An 18,043-nucleotide genomic window follows, 5' to 3' on the forward strand; every position below is an offset into this window, starting at 1 on the left:
ATCGCAATCGTTAACCGACCCATGACCCTGTTGCGCCTGTTCACTCCTGTTTCGGAAGATGCGATATCCGCCGAAGGTCAACCCAGAATCGGCGGCAGCGGCTCGCCGGTCCGCCCCGCGGCGGATTCGATGAACGCCACCGGATCCGGCACCGCGGCCAACACCTCGACGGTCCGCCGCACCCCGTCCCGCGGCGCCGGCGGCCCGCCGACCGCCGCGATCAGATCCAGCAGATGCACCGTGGCCTCGACGATCGAAACCTCGACGAGCGCACCGAAACTGACGCTCCCCACCTGCGGGTAGACCAACCCCACCGCCGAATCCACCTCCCGCAGCACAACAATCACCTCCGGCCCGGTGACCGTGAAGTACCGCAACAACCGCGCCGCCCCCACCCCACCCGCTTCCCGCGCGGCCGCGGCGATGTCACCGGCCCTCTCCCGCACCACCCCATCCGCGGCGTGAATGCGCCGCAGCAACCGCGCGCCCTCGGTGACCGCGGGCTCCGCCACGCGCGGCCCGCGAAAGAAGTCCAGCACCTTCGGATCCGGCGCCACATGCGCGAACAGATCCCGCACCGCCCACCCCGCCAGCCGCGTCGGCCGCTCCCACTCCGCACTGCTCAGCACCGCGCCCCGCTCGGCCCACGACCACCAGACCTGCTCCAGCACATCGACATCCATAGATCCCCCACGTCGTCGGATTCCGGCCGGCCCGACCGCACATCCATGCCACCACGTGTTTCGAAGCGTCGCAACGAAGTTCCCCGGGTGTCGGGCAGTACCTGCCGTCAGCCGCGATATGGAGTTTCTGCGCCTTTCCGCGCAGCCCGACGTCCCGCGCCACGGAGGCGGATTTTCGATCGAACCGAAGCGAACTACCGGACGGCCACCGCGATATTCTGCGCGGTCGATCGACCGCGCAGCCGACGTCTTGGTCGCGTCGTAGTTTCCGGCACGGTTCGGATCTCGGCAGTCGCGATCTCTGCCCGTAATTGCCGGTTTGCCCCAACGCTGTGTCCGGATCACGCCGCCGACCGCCGTCGCGCCGTGCGGACCGCTATACGTGTCGGCAGGATACCGACGAGGCGGACTGCTGTCCGGATGGCGGGGCCACCAGCCGTGCGGCATTGGACGCAGCCGTACGGCATTGGACGTCGCAGACAAGGCTAACCGCTGTAGGCGGCGGCACGGAGCCGGCGGGCTGCTTCCAAGATGCGGAGCACCGCGGAACCGGACATGCCGACCTCGGCGCCGATCGCGGCCGGGGTCCACGATTGGTCGGCGAAGGTGAGGATTTCGACCAGTTGCTCGACGGGCAGTCTGGACATTCCTCGGTTCGAGATGTCCCGGGCCACCGACCAGATCTCCACTTCGGCGATGTCGGTGTCGAAATCGTCGCTGTCGGAGTAGAGCGTGTCGGCGGGGATCGGGAGTGGCTGCGCGATCGAGCGGTCGGCCTCGGCCGTCCGTCGGCGACCGGTGGTGGGCTCGGATGTGGTGCGGGCGGCGGGCGGCTCGTCGGAGGAAACTCGGTCGGCGCGATCCCGCCGCGAGGGGCGCTCGGATTCGGCCGGGGCCGGACGCGGATCGGTCTTCTTGCGGGTGGGCCGCTCCTCCCGAGCGGGCATCTCGAGGCCGGGGAGTGCGGCCGGCTCCGGCTCTCGGGGTGCGCGCGGCGACTGACGAGTCTTCGATGCCGGAGCGGCGACTGCTACCAGCTGCGGCTCCGCGGTGACCGGAACCGCCGGCCGGACCGGTGCGGTGGCGGACTCCGGGGCGTCCGCGATCGCTACAGCCGTGTCGGTCCTGGAGAATGCAGCGGCCGGATTGTGGTTGTATCCGTTGGCTTTTCGCTCCGGGGCGGATTCGGCCACGAGGTGGTCATCCGTGGTGCGGCCGGTGCTGTGCGCCGACAGCCCGTGAAGTTCGTTGCCGCCGTTGATCGCTCGGCCGTTCTGTCCGCCAAGGCCGTCGTGGGCGCTCCGCTCCGATTCGCCGGCCCGGCCGGCATCTCGGTGATCGGATCCGTTGCGGCTGCTGCCGCCGCGGTAGTCGTGGTCACCTTCGCTGTTGCCGGCGACGCTGTTCGGTACGTCGTAGTCGCGACCGTTCGGGATCTGGCGAGCGGTGCCGTCGTTGCCGCTGTCCCGATCATCGTTCGCTCCCCGGCCGTTTCGGCCGCGATCCGCACGGTTGCCGATGTGGTCGTCTTGCTCGTCGCGAAACTCGTTGTGGCTGTGAGTTTCGCGGTCGACGTCGCTGATCGGGCCGGTATCGATCCGGTCGCTGTCGTAGGCGAGGCCGTTCGCTGCTCCGTGGCCGGTTCGGCTTTCGTGGTTGCTGGGTTCCTCGCGCTGCCACAGGCGGTCACTGTCGAAACCGTTGTGGCCGTACGACATGTCGACGTCGTACCCGTGGTCATCGTGAGCCAAGCCGTCGAGGTGATGTCCGTTGTGGTTGGGATGACTGCTCCCGTGGCGGCCGCTTCCGATATCGGTGAACGGAATGCCGTTCGGTCGGCCGTCGTGGCCGTCGTGGCCGTTGTGGCCGGTGCGGGTGTCGTGCCCGTTTGTGCTGCGGCGGTCCATGTTGCGGCCGTCCTGGCGGGCTCGGTCGCTCGAATCATGCAGGCCCGCGGGGTTTCCCTCTGGGTTGTGACCGTTCGGGCGGGCGTTGCCAGTGCGTGTGCCGAGGCCGTCGTACCCGTGACCGTTGGTGCCGCCATGGCCGTTGCGCGACGGGAAGTGGATCGGATCGCTCACCGGCCTGGGCAGGTCGGTCATGGGGATCGGATCGATCAGGCCGCTTCGGATGGTGCCGTTTCTCGGTTCGATCGGGAGGTGTCCGGCCGGGGGATCTTCGGGGGAGTGCGACGGCGTGGGGGCGGGGTGCGCGTGCCGATCGTCGAACGTGGTCGGAGTGTGGGGAATCGGGTGGGGGCGGTGCGGGTGCTCGGCGGGGACGGTCACCGGCCGGGGGTGCGGCGCGGGGCCGACGTGGGTGTCCACGACCGGGGCGCCGTCGATGAGGGTGGCGTAGCGGGCCGCGACCCAGGCGTGCAGCCAGATGATGACGCCGACCATGATCGGGGCGACCGCGGCCTCGGCGGCGTGCGCCATGCGGCCCGCGGCGATGTGCGGGCCGGCGTTGAGGGCGATCGTGACGCTGAGGAGGCCGATCTCCAGGAGGACGACCTTGCCGCGGGCCACGTCGCGGCCCCAGCGGGCGGCGGTCGTGGTGACGACCATGATGGTGATGATCGGGATCGAGATCATGGCTTCGAAGCCGTAGCTGAGCCAGTACAGCGGGTCGGTCATGTCGCCGCTGGGGACGAGGTTGTGCTGGACGTTGACGCCCGCCCAGATCATGCCGAGGACGACGACGGCGATGAGGGCGCGGGACGACCATTCCGCGCGCCGGAACAGTTGGGCCAGACGGGCATCGGGGCTGGAGACGCGGCGGCGAGCGGCGAGGGCGCGCCGGTGCCAGTGCGCGTCGGCCTCGTCGGAGCGGCGAATCGAGTCGGCCACCTTGCGATCACGCTGCTCGGCCGCGAGTTCATTCGTGACCGCGCGCCTGCGCTGCTGCCGCCGCTGGGCCCGGATCCATTCCGCGAGTTCGCGTTCGGCCGCTATCTCGGAATCCGACATGGCCTCGAGCAAAGCCGGATCGGTTTGCAGTGGCAGTTTGCCCCGGGCCGTTGCCACCCGCTGCCGCAGCTCGGCGATCTCAGAACTGCCGGCACTTCCGGACGACTGGTCGTCCACCATGGCGGGGGCCTTCCCGGAGCAGGTACAGTATCGACTATCGAAAATGTGTTCGTTCGAACATATGTGTGATCGGCAGTGAGAGTAATCCGTTACCTGTCGGTGGTCAACGCTTCCGTCGTTTCCGCAGCGTCCGAAGTACTTGTGGCGCGCCGTAATCGGCGTGGATGAGCGATTCGCGATATCGGAATTCGGGCGAGTCGTCAGCGCGCGGCGACATGCCATGCGAGCGCGGCGGCGAGGGCGCCCGCGCCGTTCAGCGACCAATGCAGTGCGATCGGCGCGAGCAGACTTCCGCTGCGCCGCCGCAGCCAGGTGAAGACGAATCCGGCGGCGCCCGTCGCCAGGACGGCGAGCAGGATGCCGCAGAGTTGCCCGACGATGCCGCCGCCGAGAATTGCGCTCAACCCGCGATTGCCGGAGGTGAGCCCGAACGAGGAAGTCACGTGCCACAACCCGAACAGCAGAGAGCCGGCCGCGAATACGCCACGAGCCCCGTACGCGCGGTCGAGCGCGCCGTGCAGGACCCCGCGGAAGGCGAATTCCTCGGGGATCACCGTCTGCAGCGGGATGAGCACCAGCGAGGCGAGCAGCGCGCTTGAGACGGTGGCGTACCGGTTGTTCAGGAAGAACGGCCGGGTGAACGGCAGTAGGATGCCGAGTCCGACCGCGGCGATCACGATCGCGGCCGCCACCAGCGCGTATGTGGTGCCGCGACGCCAGTGCCGGCGCCCCAGGCCGAGCTCCGGCCAGCCGATGCCGCGCAGCCGCATCAGCGCCACCAGCGCGGTCGCCGCGACCGGCACGGTGATCATCCCGGCCACCGCGCCGGCGGTGTGCGCGATCAGTTCGGTGCAGGTCAGGACGGCCACCACGACCATCACGTCGAGATGGGCGCGCAAGCGGCCCGGCCGCGGCCGGGCGTCGTGACTGCTCCGAGACATCGAGGTCAGTGTACGGACGATTGCCCGAAATCTGCCAGATCGGCTGAAAGGGGTGCGGTCGGCGCATTTCGGAAATACGCACCGGGTGCGGGGAAATTGCTGACTCTATACGTATATGTATACGTAGAGTGGCGGTGGGCGGAGTAGCCCGCGTCACAGGTTCTGGAGAGGAAACCGCACATGTTCGCACGGCTGGGCGCTCTGGTCGTCCGAAGGCCATGGCTGACGATCGGGGCCTGGGTGCTGATCGTGATCGTCGTCGCGCTCTCGGCACCCAAGTTGACCGCCACCACCGATCAATCCGCTTTCCTGCCTTCGCATTACGAATCCATTCAGGCATTGCAGTTGCAGGAGAAGGCATTTCCGAATGCCGAGTCCCCCGCGGCGATCGTCGTGTTCGAGCGCGCGGACGGTGCGCCGCTGACCGACGCCGACGCCGCCACGGTCGCCGCCGTCACCACGAAGCTCGGTGACGCGCACATCAAGGACGTCACCGGTATTCAAGCGGTGCCGCCGTCGGGCAACCGGCTGATCCAGATCGCCTCGGTCCAGATGACCAAGATCACCAGCCAGTCCGACACCCGGCAGAGCGACGCGGTGAAGGCGCTACGCACCGACCTGCGGGCCGGTATCTCGGGCACCGAGTTGAAGGCGGGTGTCACCGGCCAGGCCGCCCAGAGCCTGGATGCGCAGGACTCCTCGACCAAGGGCCTCGCGATCATCGGCATCACGACGGTCGTGCTGATCCTGGTGCTGCTGCTGCTGATCTTCCACAGCCCGGTGATCGCGCTGTTGCCGATCATCGTGATCGGCGCGGTCTCCAGTGTGGCCGACGGCCTGATCGCCATGGTGAGCAAGCTGTTCGACCTCAAGATCGACAATTCGATCAGCTCGATCCTGGTGGTGGTGTTGTTCGGCGTCGGCACCGACTACATCCTGTTCCTGATGTTCCGGTTCCGGGAGCGGCTGCGCGCCGGTGAGGACCCGAAGACGGCGATGGTGAACGCCGTGACCAGGGTCGGCGAGGCCATCATGTCGGCGGCGGGCGCGGTGATCATCGCGTTCATGGCGCTCACGCTGTCCACCCTGGGGATGTTCCGGGCGATGGGGCCGGCGCTGGCCATCGCCGTGGCGGTCGCGCTGATCGCCGGGCTCACCCTGGTGCCGGCGATCGTCTCGCTGCTGGGCACCAAGGTGTTCTGGCCCTCGAAGGCCTGGCGGCATCAGCCGCAGGGCACCCGGTTCGCGGCGGTGGGCGGTGCGCTGGGCCGCCGGCCCGCCCTGTTCGCGGTGGTGTCGGGTGGTCTGCTGATCGTGCTGGGCCTCTTCGCGCTCGGCTTCAACCCGACCTTCGACCTGACCTCCGGATCGACCTCCAACGCCTCGGAATCGGTGGTCTACAACAAGGAACTGCTGAAGGGCATGCCGGCCGGGGTCACCCAGCCCTCCGATGTGCTGTTGCAGGGTTCCGCTCCGCTGGATCCGGCCGCGTTGCAGGCGTATCGCGCGGCGCTGTCCCAGGTGCACGGCGTCGGTCAGGTCGCGGAACCGCTGCTGTCCCAGGACAAGACGGTCGCCGACTTCCGCGTCACGCTCGACTCGGCGCCGGAATCCGATGCGGCGCTGGCCACCGTCCGCGGCCCGCTCCGCGATGCCGTGCACGCCGCGGCGCCACCCGGCACCACCGCCGTGGTGGGCGGTCTGACCTCGATCTTCGTCGATTTCCAGGCCGCGATGAACCGGGACTACTCGATCGTGTTCCCGGTCGCCGCGATCATGATCATGATCGTGCTGGCGCTGTTGCTGCGCAGCCTCGTGGCACCGTGGTACCTGATGGCCTCGGTGTTCCTGGGCTTCGCCGCGACCCTCGGCGCCGCGGTGCTGGTGTTCCAGCGCTTGCAGCACGAGACGGGGCTGATCTTCACGCTCCCGGTGATCATGTACCTGTTCGTGGTGGCGCTCGGCACCGACTACAACATCCTCATGGTCGCCCGGCTACGTGAGGAGGCGCGCGACGGCAACGAGCCGAAACAGGCTGCGGCACTGGCGGTCCGGCACACCGGTCCGACGATCGCCGCGGCGGGTGTCATCCTGGCCGGCACCTTCGCCTCGATGATGCTGGCGGGCAACACCGTGCTGTCGCAGATGGGTTTCGCCATCTCGGTCGGCATCGCGATCGCGGCCTTCGTGATGGCGATGTTCTTCACCCCGGCGCTCACCGCGCTGATCGGTCACCGCGCCTGGTGGCCGGGACACGGTGACGCCCGGCGTGATCCGGAACCGGAACCGGTTACCGTCGGCCGTTCGTGATCGGGAGCCGGGCCGTCCCGTGGGGCGGCCCGGCTTCACATCTCCGGTGGGGTGGCCCGGCTCGCACCGCGCGGGGCTGCCCGATCGCGCGGGTCGACCCGCGTGCCGCCGCCCGTGAGTGGTTCGGCCGCACACCGCGAGAGGCCCGGTTCACATTGCCCGTGGTGGGCCCAGTGTCGCGCCCGCTGAGTCGGCCGGGCCTCGCACTTCTTGCGGAGTGCCCCGACTCCGCACTCGGACCGGGCAACTCCGCCGGGTGTTCAGCGCGGTGCGGCACCGTCGAATGTCGCCCACCGCAACGGATCCGCCCACGCCTCCAGTGTTCGCGTGGTATCGAACCGCCGTGGCTCCCGGCTCACCGGATCGGTGAATTCCAGTGTCGCGGCGAGTAATTGGAGCGGCCGGGTGAAATCGCCGACCGGTTTGTCGGTGAGTTCGGGATAGAAATCGTCGCCGAGGATCGGAATGCCCAGCGAATTCATGTGCAGCCGAAGCTGATGCGTCCGCCCGGTGTGCGGAATCAACCGGTACAGGCCGAGCCCGCCGCGCTGCTCCAGCAATTCCACCCGCGTTTCGGCATTCGGCTCGCCCTCGGTTTCGAAGGCGCGAATAATATTGCGTTCCTTGACGATCCGGCTGCGAATGGTCAGCGGCAGGGACAGCAGCGGATCCACCGGCGCTACCGCTCGATACTCCTTGTGGACCCGCCGCCGCTGGAACAGCGTCTGATACGCGCCCCGGCGCGCGGGATCGACCACGAACAGCACCAAGCCCGCGGTGGCCCGGTCCAGCCGATGCGCCGGCACCAGATCCGGTAGGTCCAGGTCGCGGCGCAGCCGGACCAGGGCCGTCTCGAGGATGTGCTGCCCGCGCGGGATCGTGGACAGGAAATGCGGCTTGTCGATCACCAGCAGATCCGCGTCGCGGTGCACGATCGTGATCTCGAACGGCACCGCCGTCTCCTGCGGCAGATCCCGGTGGAACCACACGGCCCCGCCCGGCATGTACACCGCGTCCGGCCCGATCGGCCCCTCGAGCCCGACGATGGATCCGGCGGCCAGCATCTCATCGATCCGCGCGGCGGCGACCCGCGGCAATCGCTCGACCAAATGGTCGCGGATGGTCGCCCACGAGCCCTCCTCGGGCAACCGCAAGCGCGCCGGGTCGAGACCGTGGCGCTTGGGGAGCGGGGGGACCTGCCTGCGTCGCATCATCTCGACGGTAGCCGCGGTCCGTTTCCCGCGTGCATCCGGGCTGGAGAAGTTAGCCTAACCTATCTTGACTGCCCGGATTGTGTGATGATGAGGGTGATTCGGCAAGGAGGCACATGTCATGACGGTAGAGGCCGCACCGCTGCCCGCGGCGGAAACGGGGAACCGGCCACCGCGATCTGTCGTGAAGGCGAACAAACGCCGGGAAGCGGAGGCGCGCAAGGAGATTCTGGCGCCGGTGCACCGGACGATGACGGGGGCGGCCGTGATCGTCGTCCTCACCTCGATCGGTGCGGTGGTCCCGTTCATCCTGATCGTCGAGGCCTGCCGGGAGTTGCTGGCCGCGCACATCGACACCGGCAAGGTGTGGCGCCTGCTCGGCGCCGCGGTCGTCGTGCTCGTGGTGCGGGCGCTGCTGCAGGCGGCGGCGCTGACCTGGTCGCATCTGTCGGATGCGCGGTTCCAGCTGGCGGTGCGCCGCTCGCTCGCCGCCAAGCTGACCCGGGTGCCGCTGGGCTGGTTCGAGCGCACCTCCGGTGAGGTGAAGTCCTACCTCCAGGACGATGTGGAGGCGCTGCACTATCTGGTGGCGCACGCCCGGCTGGATTTCGTCGCGGCGGTGACCGTCCCGCTGGTGAGCCTCGCCTACCTGCTCACGGTCGACTGGCTGCTCACCCTCGTGCTGCTGATCCCGCTGATCGTCTACGCGGTGCTGTACAGCCGGATGGCGGACGCCGACGCGCGCGACCGCACCGCCCGCTACCTCCGTTCCGAGCGCCGCACCCAGGAGGCCGTGCTCGAATTCGTCGACGGCATCACGGTCGTGCGCGCGTTCGGCCGGGCGGGCAAGGCGTACACCGCGTTCCAGGACGCGGTGCGGGAGCAGACCACGCGGCTGCGGCAGATGAAGATGCCCATCCTCACCGTGCAGTCGGTCTCCGATGTCGTGATCGCCCCGGTGTTCGTGATGTTCGTGGTGGTCGTGGCCGGTCTCGCGTTCGTGGGCATCGACTGGGTGGACGCGGTGGACCTGCTGCCGTTCATCCTGGTCGGGCTCGGCATCGGCAGTTCGCTGCTGGGCCTGGCCTACAGTTCGCAGTCGCTGCGCGCGGCCGGTGCGGCGGCGCTGCGACTGCACGAGTTGCAGCAGACCCCGGAACTGAGCGCCGGGGCCGGCACACCGGAACCGCGCGGCGACGAGCCCGCGGGAACGGTGCGCTTCGAGCACGTGAGCTTCGGCTATCGCGCGGATCATGAAGTCCTGCACGATATCTCGTTCGAACTGACGCCGGGGACGGTGACGGCGCTGGTGGGCCCGAGCGGTTCGGGCAAGTCCACCGTCGCCAAGCTGCTGCCCCGCTTCTACGACGTGGATTCCGGACGGATCACGCTGGGTGGCATCGACATCCGGGACTACTCCACCGAAGAGCTTTATCGCAGTGTGGGTTTCGTCTTCCAGGACGTGCGGCTGATCCGCGCCGGCATCCGGGAGAATCTGCGGCTGGCGCGGCCCGACGCCGACGACGCCGCACTCGAGCGGGCCGCCCGCGCGGCCCGCATCCACGATCGCATCGCGGCGCTGCCCCGCGGCTACGACTCGGAGATCGGCGTCGACGCGTCGCTGTCCGGCGGTGAGGCGCAACGACTCTCGATCGCCCGCGCCCTGCTCGCCGACACCCCGGTGCTGGTGCTCGACGAGGCGACCGCCTTCGCCGACCCGGAATCCGAAGCGGCGGTGCAGGATGCGCTGGCCACCCTGGTCGCCGGCCGGACCGTGCTGGTCATCGCGCACCGGCTGCACACCATCACCAATGTGGACCGCATCCTCGTGCTGGACGACGGCGCCCTGGTGGAACAGGGCACCCACGACAGCCGGCGCGACGCGGGCGGCCTGTATCAGCGGCTGTGGGAACTCAACGAGGCCGCCCTCGGCGAGGTCACCCTGGTCGGCACGGAGGAGAACCGATGATCCGCACAGTGTTGAGCCTGATCCCGGCCGAATACGCCCGGCTGACACCGCGTTTCCTGGCGGCGGTGGTGGCGCAGGCGATCTGCCAGGCCATCGCCTATGTACTGCTGGTGCCCGTCCTGAAGTCCCTGTTCGGCGACGACCAGGCCGCCGCCTGGGCCTGGGTGGCGCCGATGCTCGTCGCGGTCGTCGGCGTGCTGGTCCTCGGCTATCTCCAGTCCCTGCTGGGCCTGCGGATCGGCGTAGGAATGCAGGCCGACCTGCAGACCCGGCTCGGTGATCAGCTGAACACCCTGCCGCTGGGCTGGTTCGAGGGCCGGTCCGCGGCCGCGCTGTCGCATGTGGTCGTCGACGACGTGCGCGAGGTGCAGGGGCTCGTCGCCTACCTGCTGGCGAAGGTGATCGCCGGGGTCGTGGTGCCGCTCGGCGTGGCCGTCGGAATGTTGTTCGTGGACTGGCGGATCGCGGTGACGATGTTCGTGGCCGCGCCGGTCCTGTTCGCGGTCAACAGCATCGCGGGGCGGCTGTACTCCTGGTCGGACCGGCGCATCCACGACGCCGCGGTCGAATCCGACACTCGCGTGGTCGAATTCGCGCAGGCGCAGCCGGTGCTGCGGGCCTTCGGCGCGGTCGGGGCGCGCAATCGCGCCCTCGACGCCGCGCTGACCGGGCAGCGTTCGGCCATCGTCCGGATGGTGTTCACCGCCGTGCCCAGCCTTTTCGTGTTCACCATCCTGGTGCAGGCCGCGTTCCTGGTGCTCGCGTACGTGGCGGTCGAGCGGGTCACACACGGCCCGTTGTCGGCCGCCGCGGCCGTCGCCCTGGTGGCCGTGGGTTCGCGGTTCATCGAACCACTCACGCAGGCAGCGCAATTGGGCACCACACTGCGGTCCGGCGCCGCGGCGGTCGACCGGATCGCCGGTCTGCTGGCCGAGCCGGCGCTGCCCGAGTCCACCACCCCGGTGAACCCGGGCGCCGCGACGGTCGGCTTCGACACCGTGTCCTTCGGTTACGAGACCGGAAAGCCGGTGCTGGAAGACATCTCGTTCACCGTGCCCGCCGGCACCACCACCGCGATCGTAGGCCCCAGCGGTTCGGGCAAGTCGACGCTGCTGCGCCTGGTCGCCCGCTATCACGATGTGACGCGGGGCCGGATCGAGGTCGGCGGCGCCGATGTCCGGGAACAGCCCACGGTCACGCTGCTGGGTCAGCTGGCACTGGTGTCGCAGCAGGTGTACCTGTTCAACCGTTCGGTGATCGAGAACATCCGGGTCGGCCGGCCCGACGCCACCGACGAGGAGGTGCGCCGCGCCGCCGCGGCGGCCCGGGTGGACGAGATCGCCGAGCGCCTGCCCGACGGCTGGGACACGGTGGTCGGCGAGGGTGGTGCGTCGCTGTCCGGCGGTGAGCGCCAGCGCATTTCGATCGCCCGCGCGCTGCTCAAGGACGCGCCGGTGGTGCTGCTCGACGAGGCGACCAGTGCGCTGGATCCGCACAGCGAGGCGGTCGTGGTGCGCGGCGTGCATCAGCTGAGCCGCGGGAAGACGGTGCTGGTGGTCGCGCATCGGCTGGCGACCATCGCGCACGCGGATCAGATCCTGTTCCTCGACGGCGGTCGCATCCTCGAGCGCGGCACGCACGACGAATTGCTCACCGCCGGTGGCCGTTACGCCGATTTCTGGAACGAGCGCTCGCGGGCGGCCGGGTGGCGCCTGGAGCCGGCGCCGGTGGGCTGACCCGATTCCGGCACGACACATCGCCGGTGGCCGCGGAATTCGCGGCCACCGGCGATGTCATTTCCAGTACCCGCGCGCCTTGACGGCCGACTTCGGCAGCTCGTGGGTGGTCTGCAGGGTCTTCGCGATGGACCGGGTGGTGAAAGCGTCGCACGCGGCCCACACGAAAGCGTCCTTCGGGCAGTCGATGTCGCGCGCCAGTTCACGCATGAGCCGGCCGTCGTCGACGCGCTGGACCCAGGTCAGCTGATCCTTCGGCCCGGTGCGCACGGGCAGCGTGGTGTCGGATTCGTACTGCCACTCCAGCCAGATCCGGGCCGGGATGTCGCCGATCGCGTCGAGCAGCGAATTGACCGCCGGCAGCGAGGCGGTGTCGCCGAAGATCAGGAATTCGGCGGGCAGCGGATCGGGCAGCGTGAAATCCGAACCCATGACGGTGCATTCGACCTGGTCGCCCACGGCCGCGGCCCGCGCCCAGTTGGCCGCCGGGCCGTCGTGCAGGGCGAATTCGATCCAGAACCGGTCGCCGTCGGGATCCTGATCGATGATCGTGTACCCGCGGTGGTGCAGCGTCTCGCTGCCCTCCTCGGGAATCCACATGCGGACGAACTGGGTGGGGTGGACCGGATGATCCTTCAACAGGCCGCCGCCGGCGAAGCCGAGCCGCACATATTTGTCGGTCAAGGCCTCGGTGCTGGAGACCGTGAGCCGGTAGTCCTTCGCCCGCATCATCTTCAGGACGAAGCCGTTGTATCCCTTACCCATGGTGATTAGGTTAGCCTAAACAAACGCACCAGTCATCGGGCAATCCGGGCGAACGCATGCCGCCCCGGCGCCGAGTGCGGCGCCGGGGCGGCATGTGACGTGCGCCGCGTCAGCAGGACCCACCGACCGCGGCGCCGATCGTGCAGACCGAATCCTGGCTCAGCTTCCAGGAATCGCCGACGCGGACCCAGTGGATGGGGTACGAGAAGTCCGGGTAGCCCGGGGTGATCACGCGCAGGGTGGCGTCGATGCGATCGCCGGACTGCTGCGCGCCGACGACGTCCCAGTGCAGGGTCGAGGGCGAGATGGCAAGCGCCGCAGCGACCTTGTCCATGACCGCCACGCCGGCGTCGCCGGACTCCAGCTCGTTCGCCCGTGCGCCGCGCGATGCCGAGGAGTCGATCGCCAGGCCGAGCTTGCCGGTCAGCTCGCCGTCGCCGGGGGCGCCGGCGTCGGTGTGGACGATCGTGACCACCGGTGCCGCCGTGGCGAAGCCGGCCGCCCCCACCAGCGGCAGGGCGGCTGCGAAGGCGATCGACAGGAGGCGAATCGAGGACTTGTGGCGGAGGTTCATGCCGTACTCCAGATGATCTCGTTGCTGCGTACCCGTCTCCGGGTTTCGTGTACCACTGTGCAATATAAGGTAAGCCTATGCAAATATAGAAGGGCGGGGCGCCGCCGCGGATCGGTCGATCGCGGAACGTGGCACGAGGAAAGTGGAGATCGCGTGGAAACACTTCTGATAGTCGGCGCCGGCCCGAAGGCCCTCGCGGTCGCGGCGAAAGCCCGGGTGCTGCACGACCTCGGCCTGCCCGCGCCCCGGGTGGTCGTCGTGGAACGGCATGGCGTGGCGGCGAATTGGCTGCCCGACGGTGGCTGGACCGACGGTCAGCACCGGCTGGGCACCAGCCCGGAGAAGGATGTCGGTTTCCCGTACCGCTCCACCTGGGCCCGCGGCCGCAATCAGGACATCAACTCCGCGATGACCGCCTACAGCTGGACCTCCTTCCTGATCGAGCACGGCACCTACGCCGAATGGGTGGACCGCGGCCGGCCCAATCCGTATCACCGGGTCTGGGCCCAATATCTGCGATGGGTGGCCGGCCGGATCGACCTGGAACTCGTCCGCGGCACCGTGACCGGCGTGCGCGCGGCCGCCGACGGCTGGCAGGTCACCGTGACCGATCCCCGCTCGGGCGCCGACCGGCTCGATGTCGATCGGCTGATGTTCACCGGCCCCGGCGACAGCGGTTCCGCGCTGGCGGAACATCCACGGGTGCTGAGCATCTCGCGGTTCTGGGAGCTGGTCGGGCAGCGGCGCCTGCCGGTGGCCTCGCGGGTCGCGGTCATCGGCGGCGGCGAGACGGCCGCCGCCGCGCTGGAGGAGCTGGTCCGCCACGACATGCTCTCGATCGGCGTGATCTCGCCCACCCCGACCATCTACACGCGTGGCGAAAGTTATTTCGAGAACGTGCTGTTCAGTGATCCCACGGCGTGGACCGGGCTGACGGTGGCGGAGCGGCGCGACGCGATCCGCCGCACCGACCGCGGGGTGTTCTCGGTGAGCGTGCAGCGGAGTCTGCTGGGGGACAACCGGGTTCATCATCTGCAGGGCCGGGTGATCCGGGTGGCCGACCGCGGTGACACGGTCGCGCTGACCCTGCGCAACCAGTCCCGGTCCGATCAGATCCAGGGTTTCGATCTGGTCGTCGACGCGACCGGCGGTCAGCCGCTGTGGTTCCTGGATGTTCTGGAGCCCGGTGCGGCGGATCTGCTGGAGCTCGCGGTCGGCGGCCGGACCTCGGCGGCACGCATCGAGGCGGCGATCGACTACGACCTGTCGGTGCGCGGGCTGCCGGCCAAGCTGTACCTGCCGAATCTGGCGGGGGTGGCGCAGGGGCCCGGTTTCCCGAATCTGAGCTGCCTGGGCGAACTTTCGGACCGGGTGCTGGGCGCCCCGGTGCGCCCCGGTCGCGCCGACGCCGTGAACCGGGCCGGGGCGACCGCCGGACGATAGCGAAAAGTATTAGATTAGCCTATCCTTACCCGAGTGCTCGGGCCGCCCGATGAGCGTGCCGCCGATCGGCATTCCGCACGCCGCGACCCCCGAGCCGATGTCAATCGCATGGAAGGCACGGATCTTGGCAAGCAACAACGCCGGAATCAGCGAGGCGCTCGAGCAGATTCTCCGCGAGGAACTGCAGATCGACACCAGCCGGTTCTCCCGCGAATCGCATCTCATCGACGAGGTAGGCCTGGACTCCGTGGGGTTCGCCGTGGGCATGGTGGCCATCGAGGAGCGGCTGGGTATCGCGCTCTCGGAAGAGGACCTGCTCAGCTGCGATACCGTGGGCGACCTCGACGACATCGTCACCAACCGGGCGACGGAGCCCGCGCGCTGAGCGCGTGATCCGTTCCGCCACCGCGCAACCCGAGAGTGAACGATGAGCACGAGCACCTTCGCGGCCTCGAATCCGCTGGCCGCCGGTATTTCCCGAGTCCTGTCGACCTCCACGGCGGATCTCCGCGTCCTGGATCAGGAGACCGGGCAGTGGCAGCGTCACCCCTGGCCGGAGATCCAGGCCAAGGCCGAACGCATCGCGTCCGAGATCCTGGCCCGCGCCGGGCATGAGGTCGGCCGCGTCGGCCTGGTCGGCGAACCGACCCCCGAACTGGTCGCCGCGATCCAGGGCGCCTGGCTGGCGGGCACGACCGTGTCGATCCTGCCCGGACCGGTGCGCGGCGCCGATCCGGCCGCGTGGGCGCGGACGACGCTGAACCGCTTCGCCGAGATCGGTGTGCGCACCGTGTTCAGCCACGGCACGATCCTGCGGCTGCTGACGGGTGTCGAAACCCCTTTGCACGTCCAGGATGTCGCCGTCGCCGGGCGCAGCGGACGGTCGGCGGCGTTCACGCCGCAGGTGTCCGGGGACGGCGGCAGCCTCGCGGTGCTGCAGGGCACGGCGGGCTCCACCGGCACACCCAAATGGGTTGAGCTGTCCCGTGATACGGCGGTGGCGAATATCGACGCCGTGGTGGACCGGCTGGGTCTCACCGCCGCCGATGTCGGCTGCAGCTGGCTGCCGCTGTATCACGACATGGGCCTGACCTTCCTGATGAGCGCGTTCGTCACCGGCATCCCGCTGTGGCTGGCGCCGAACTCCGCCTTCGCTACCGGCCCGTTCAAGTGGATCGACTGGATGGGCGAGGCAGGTGCGACCTACACGGCGGCGCCGAATTTCGCCTACGACATCGTCGGCCGGTACGGGCGGCTGCTGAAGAACGCGGATCTGAGCCCGCTGCGCATCGCGATCAGCGGCGGTGAACCCATCGACTGCGCCGGATTCGGCCGATTCCTCGCCGAGACCAGCAAACTGGGTTTCGACCCCGCCGCCGCCGTGCCCGCCTACGGGCTGGCCGAGTCGACCTGCGCGGTCACGATGACCACACCGGGCGACGGCTTGCGCATCGATGAGGTGGAGGTGGAGGACCGCGGGGACGGCACCACGACCACCCGGCGCTATGCCCTACTGGGCGAACCGATCCCGGGCACCGAGGTGCGCATCACGCCGTCCGCGGTGCGGCCGCAGACGGTCCGCGGCCGCGAGGTCGGTGATGTCGAGATCCGTGGAACATCCATGATGGAAGGCTATTTCGGCGACGAGCGGCTGCCGGCGGAGCGCTGGTTCAAAACCGGTGACATCGGTTATCTGGTCGACGGCGCTCTGGTGGTCTGCGGCCGGGCCAAGGAGCTGATCATCGTCGCGGGCCGCAACATCTTCCCGACCGAGATCGAGCGCGCCGCCGCCACGGTGGACGGCGTGCGGGGCGGCCGCGTGGTCGCGATCGGCACCGGCGAGGGCGCCGCCCGGCCCGGCCTGGCGATCGCCGCGGAATACAAAGGCGCGGACGAGAGTTCGGCGCGCGCCGCGATCATCGAGCGGGTCGCGTCGGAGTGCGGCATCGTGCCCTCGGAGGTGATCCTGGTTCCGGCCGGTGGTCTCCCGATCACCACCTCGGGCAAGCTGCGGCGGCTGGAGGTCAAGAAACTCGTGGAATCGGCAGGAGCGGTCGGATGACGGAAACAGTTGTCGCCGAACAAGAGCCGGCGTCGGTGCGCAGCCTGGACGAATACCGCGAACTGCTGCGCGAGGTGTTCGACGAACAGGTCACGGCCTGGACCGAACAGGCCGAGGCCGACGAGCGCTTCCCGCGTCCGCTGATCGAGAAGCTCGGCCGCGCCGGTGTTTTCGCCGACAAGTGGGCCGCCGGAGCGCATCCCGATCTGCCGAAGCTGTTCGAACTGGCCTTCGCGCTGGGCCGGTTGGGTTCGGCCGGAATCGGCGTCGGTGTCAGCCTGCACGATTCGGCGATCTCGATCCTCCGGCGCTTCGGCCGGTCCGACCACCTGAAGTCGGTGGCCGAGCAGGCGATCCGCGGCGAGGCGGTGCTGTGCATCGGCGCCTCGGAGGCCTCCGGCGGCTCGGACCTGCAGATCGCCGAGACCGAGATCCGCAGCAGCCGTGGCGGTTACGAGGTGCGCGGCCGCAAGAAGTTCGTCTCGCTGTCGCCGATCTCCGATTACCTCCTGGTGGTGGGTCGCGATGTGAGCCAAGAGAGTTCGGCCGCGCACGGCAACGTCGCGCTGGTGCTCGTGCCGACCGCCCAGGTCACGGTGCTGGACCGCTACCGCAAGGTGAGCGCCGGTCCGCTGGACACCGCGCCCGTCGAGATCGACACCTGGGTGCCCGCCGAGGCCCTGATCGCCCGGCCCGGAACGGGTCTGGCGATGGTGAGCTGGGGTCTGGCACACGAGCGGCTGTCGATCGCCGGTCAGGTGGCGGCCTCCTGCGATCGTGCCATCGGTATCACGCTGGCCCGTATGAAGGACCGGACCCAGTTCGGTCACAGCCTGTACGACCATCAGGCGCTGCGGCTGCGGGTGGCCGATCTGCAGGCGCGGGTCGACGTGCTGCGGCACGCGCTGACCGGTATCGCGCTGGACAAGCAGATGAATCTGCGGACCGCCGCGGCGGTGAAGGTGACCGCGGCGCGGCTGGGCGAGGAGGTCATGTCGGAATGCATGCACATCTTCGGCGGCACCGGATTCCTGATCGACGAGACCCCGCTCGGCCGCTGGTGGCGGGACATGAAGCTGGGCCGGGTCGGCGGGGGCACCGACGAGGTGCTGTGGGAACTGGTCGCGGCGTCCATGAAGCCGAACATCGAGGAATACGCGTCCTGGGGCCTGACCGATACCCGGCGTGGCTGAACGGATCCGCCGCCGGGCCGCCCGTCCGGCGGCGCGGTGGGATCGGATCCGCACCGGTCCACCCGGG

13 protein-coding genes are annotated in these 18,043 nt (G+C 69.2%); 7 read left to right on the forward strand and 6 right to left on the reverse strand.

The window, feature by feature from the left end; genetic code table 11:
- Positions 1 to 77: 77 nt before the first annotated feature.
- From NRB56_RS38205 to NRB56_RS02330, 3 genes are all read right to left on the reverse strand, one after another.
- On the reverse strand, positions 78 to 683 hold the full coding sequence (locus NRB56_RS38205; protein WP_194290694.1) for a maleylpyruvate isomerase N-terminal domain-containing protein: 606 nt from the start codon (positions 681 to 683) through the stop codon (positions 78 to 80).
- A 485-nt stretch (positions 684 to 1,168) separates the two neighbouring features.
- A complete protein-coding gene (locus NRB56_RS02325; protein WP_153338769.1) occupies positions 1,169 to 3,772 on the reverse strand; it encodes a hypothetical protein in 2,604 nt (867 codons plus the stop codon).
- Positions 3,773 to 3,972: 200 nt separating this feature from the next.
- Positions 3,973 to 4,713 (reverse strand): CPBP family intramembrane glutamic endopeptidase, encoded by a 741-nt coding sequence (locus NRB56_RS02330; RefSeq protein ID WP_153338770.1) that lies wholly within the window; start codon positions 4,711 to 4,713, stop codon positions 3,973 to 3,975.
- Positions 4,714 to 4,893: 180 nt separating this feature from the next.
- On the opposite strand from NRB56_RS02330, the gene NRB56_RS02335 reads away from it, so the two are divergent.
- Positions 4,894 to 7,023 (forward strand): MMPL family transporter, encoded by a 2,130-nt coding sequence (locus NRB56_RS02335; RefSeq protein WP_194290695.1) that lies wholly within the window; start codon positions 4,894 to 4,896, stop codon positions 7,021 to 7,023.
- 260 nt (positions 7,024 to 7,283) lie between these two features.
- On the opposite strand, the gene NRB56_RS02340 is transcribed toward NRB56_RS02335, so the two are convergent.
- Positions 7,284 to 8,234, reverse strand: a complete 951-nt coding sequence (locus NRB56_RS02340) for an RluA family pseudouridine synthase (RefSeq protein ID WP_153338771.1) — start codon at positions 8,232 to 8,234, stop codon at positions 7,284 to 7,286.
- A gap of 121 nt (positions 8,235 to 8,355) precedes the next feature.
- Here NRB56_RS02340 and NRB56_RS02345 point away from each other — a divergent pair, with 121 nt between their 5' ends.
- Entirely contained in the window at positions 8,356 to 10,203 is a 1,848-nt protein-coding gene (locus NRB56_RS02345) for an ABC transporter ATP-binding protein (RefSeq protein ID WP_153338772.1), read from the forward strand.
- Positions 10,200 to 11,939, forward strand: a complete 1,740-nt coding sequence (locus NRB56_RS02350; protein ID WP_153338773.1) for an ABC transporter ATP-binding protein — start codon at positions 10,200 to 10,202, stop codon at positions 11,937 to 11,939. The genes NRB56_RS02345 and NRB56_RS02350 overlap by 4 nt, the downstream gene beginning before the upstream one ends.
- 57 nt (positions 11,940 to 11,996) lie before the next feature.
- On the opposite strand, the gene NRB56_RS02355 is transcribed toward NRB56_RS02350, so the two are convergent.
- On the reverse strand, positions 11,997 to 12,704 hold the full coding sequence (locus tag NRB56_RS02355) for a siderophore-interacting protein (protein WP_153338774.1): 708 nt from the start codon (positions 12,702 to 12,704) through the stop codon (positions 11,997 to 11,999).
- Positions 12,705 to 12,813: 109 nt separating this feature from the next.
- Entirely contained in the window at positions 12,814 to 13,278 is a 465-nt protein-coding gene (locus tag NRB56_RS02360) for a hypothetical protein (RefSeq protein ID WP_153338775.1), read from the reverse strand.
- 153 nt (positions 13,279 to 13,431) lie between these two features.
- On the opposite strand from NRB56_RS02360, the gene NRB56_RS02365 reads away from it, so the two are divergent.
- From NRB56_RS02365 to NRB56_RS02380, 4 genes are read left to right on the forward strand one after another with little or no spacing between them, the layout of a single operon-like run.
- Positions 13,432 to 14,721 carry a SidA/IucD/PvdA family monooxygenase gene (locus NRB56_RS02365; RefSeq protein ID WP_319942449.1) on the forward strand — a complete coding sequence of 430 codons (1,290 nt, stop codon included), beginning with the start codon at positions 13,432 to 13,434 and terminating at the stop codon, positions 14,719 to 14,721.
- A gap of 49 nt (positions 14,722 to 14,770) precedes the next feature.
- Positions 14,771 to 15,106, forward strand: coding sequence for an acyl carrier protein (locus tag NRB56_RS02370; protein ID WP_264766987.1), 336 nt, complete (start codon positions 14,771 to 14,773; stop codon positions 15,104 to 15,106).
- A gap of 42 nt (positions 15,107 to 15,148) precedes the next feature.
- On the forward strand, positions 15,149 to 16,783 hold the full coding sequence (mbtM, locus tag NRB56_RS02375; protein ID WP_153338777.1) for a long-chain-fatty acid--ACP ligase MbtM: 1,635 nt from the start codon (positions 15,149 to 15,151) through the stop codon (positions 16,781 to 16,783).
- Complete coding sequence (locus tag NRB56_RS02380) at positions 16,780 to 17,976, forward strand: acyl-CoA dehydrogenase family protein (RefSeq protein WP_153338778.1); 1,197 nt, start codon at positions 16,780 to 16,782, stop codon at positions 17,974 to 17,976. Before mbtM ends, NRB56_RS02380 begins: the two co-directional genes overlap by 4 nt.
- The last annotated feature ends 67 nt before the right edge of the window (positions 17,977 to 18,043 follow it).

Origin of the sequence: Nocardia aurantia (genome assembly GCF_009604425.1) — a bacterium.
In the GTDB taxonomy this organism is placed as follows: Bacteria; Actinomycetota; Actinomycetes; order Mycobacteriales; family Mycobacteriaceae; genus Nocardia; species Nocardia aurantia.

Excerpts from the sequence above, each read along its gene's own strand:
- NRB56_RS38205 (WP_194290694.1), bottom strand. The coding sequence starts at position 683 with ATGGATGTCGATGTGCTGGAGCAGGTCTGGTGGTCGTGGGCCGAGCGG.
- NRB56_RS02335 (WP_194290695.1), top strand. The coding sequence starts at position 4,894 with ATGTTCGCACGGCTGGGCGCTCTGGTCGTCCGAAGGCCATGGCTGACG.
- NRB56_RS02380 (WP_153338778.1), top strand. The coding sequence starts at position 16,780 with ATGACGGAAACAGTTGTCGCCGAACAAGAGCCGGCGTCGGTGCGCAGC.
- NRB56_RS02370 (WP_264766987.1), top strand. The coding sequence starts at position 14,771 with ATGAGCGTGCCGCCGATCGGCATTCCGCACGCCGCGACCCCCGAGCCG.
- NRB56_RS02340 (WP_153338771.1), bottom strand. The coding sequence starts at position 8,234 with ATGCGACGCAGGCAGGTCCCCCCGCTCCCCAAGCGCCACGGTCTCGAC.
- NRB56_RS02355 (WP_153338774.1), bottom strand. The coding sequence starts at position 12,704 with ATGGGTAAGGGATACAACGGCTTCGTCCTGAAGATGATGCGGGCGAAG.
- NRB56_RS02330 (WP_153338770.1), bottom strand. The coding sequence starts at position 4,713 with ATGTCTCGGAGCAGTCACGACGCCCGGCCGCGGCCGGGCCGCTTGCGC.
- NRB56_RS02325 (WP_153338769.1), bottom strand. The coding sequence starts at position 3,772 with ATGGTGGACGACCAGTCGTCCGGAAGTGCCGGCAGTTCTGAGATCGCC.
- NRB56_RS02360 (WP_153338775.1), bottom strand. The coding sequence starts at position 13,278 with ATGAACCTCCGCCACAAGTCCTCGATTCGCCTCCTGTCGATCGCCTTC.
- mbtM (WP_153338777.1), top strand. The coding sequence starts at position 15,149 with ATGAGCACGAGCACCTTCGCGGCCTCGAATCCGCTGGCCGCCGGTATT.
- NRB56_RS02350 (WP_153338773.1), top strand. The coding sequence starts at position 10,200 with ATGATCCGCACAGTGTTGAGCCTGATCCCGGCCGAATACGCCCGGCTG.
- NRB56_RS02345 (WP_153338772.1), top strand. The coding sequence starts at position 8,356 with ATGACGGTAGAGGCCGCACCGCTGCCCGCGGCGGAAACGGGGAACCGG.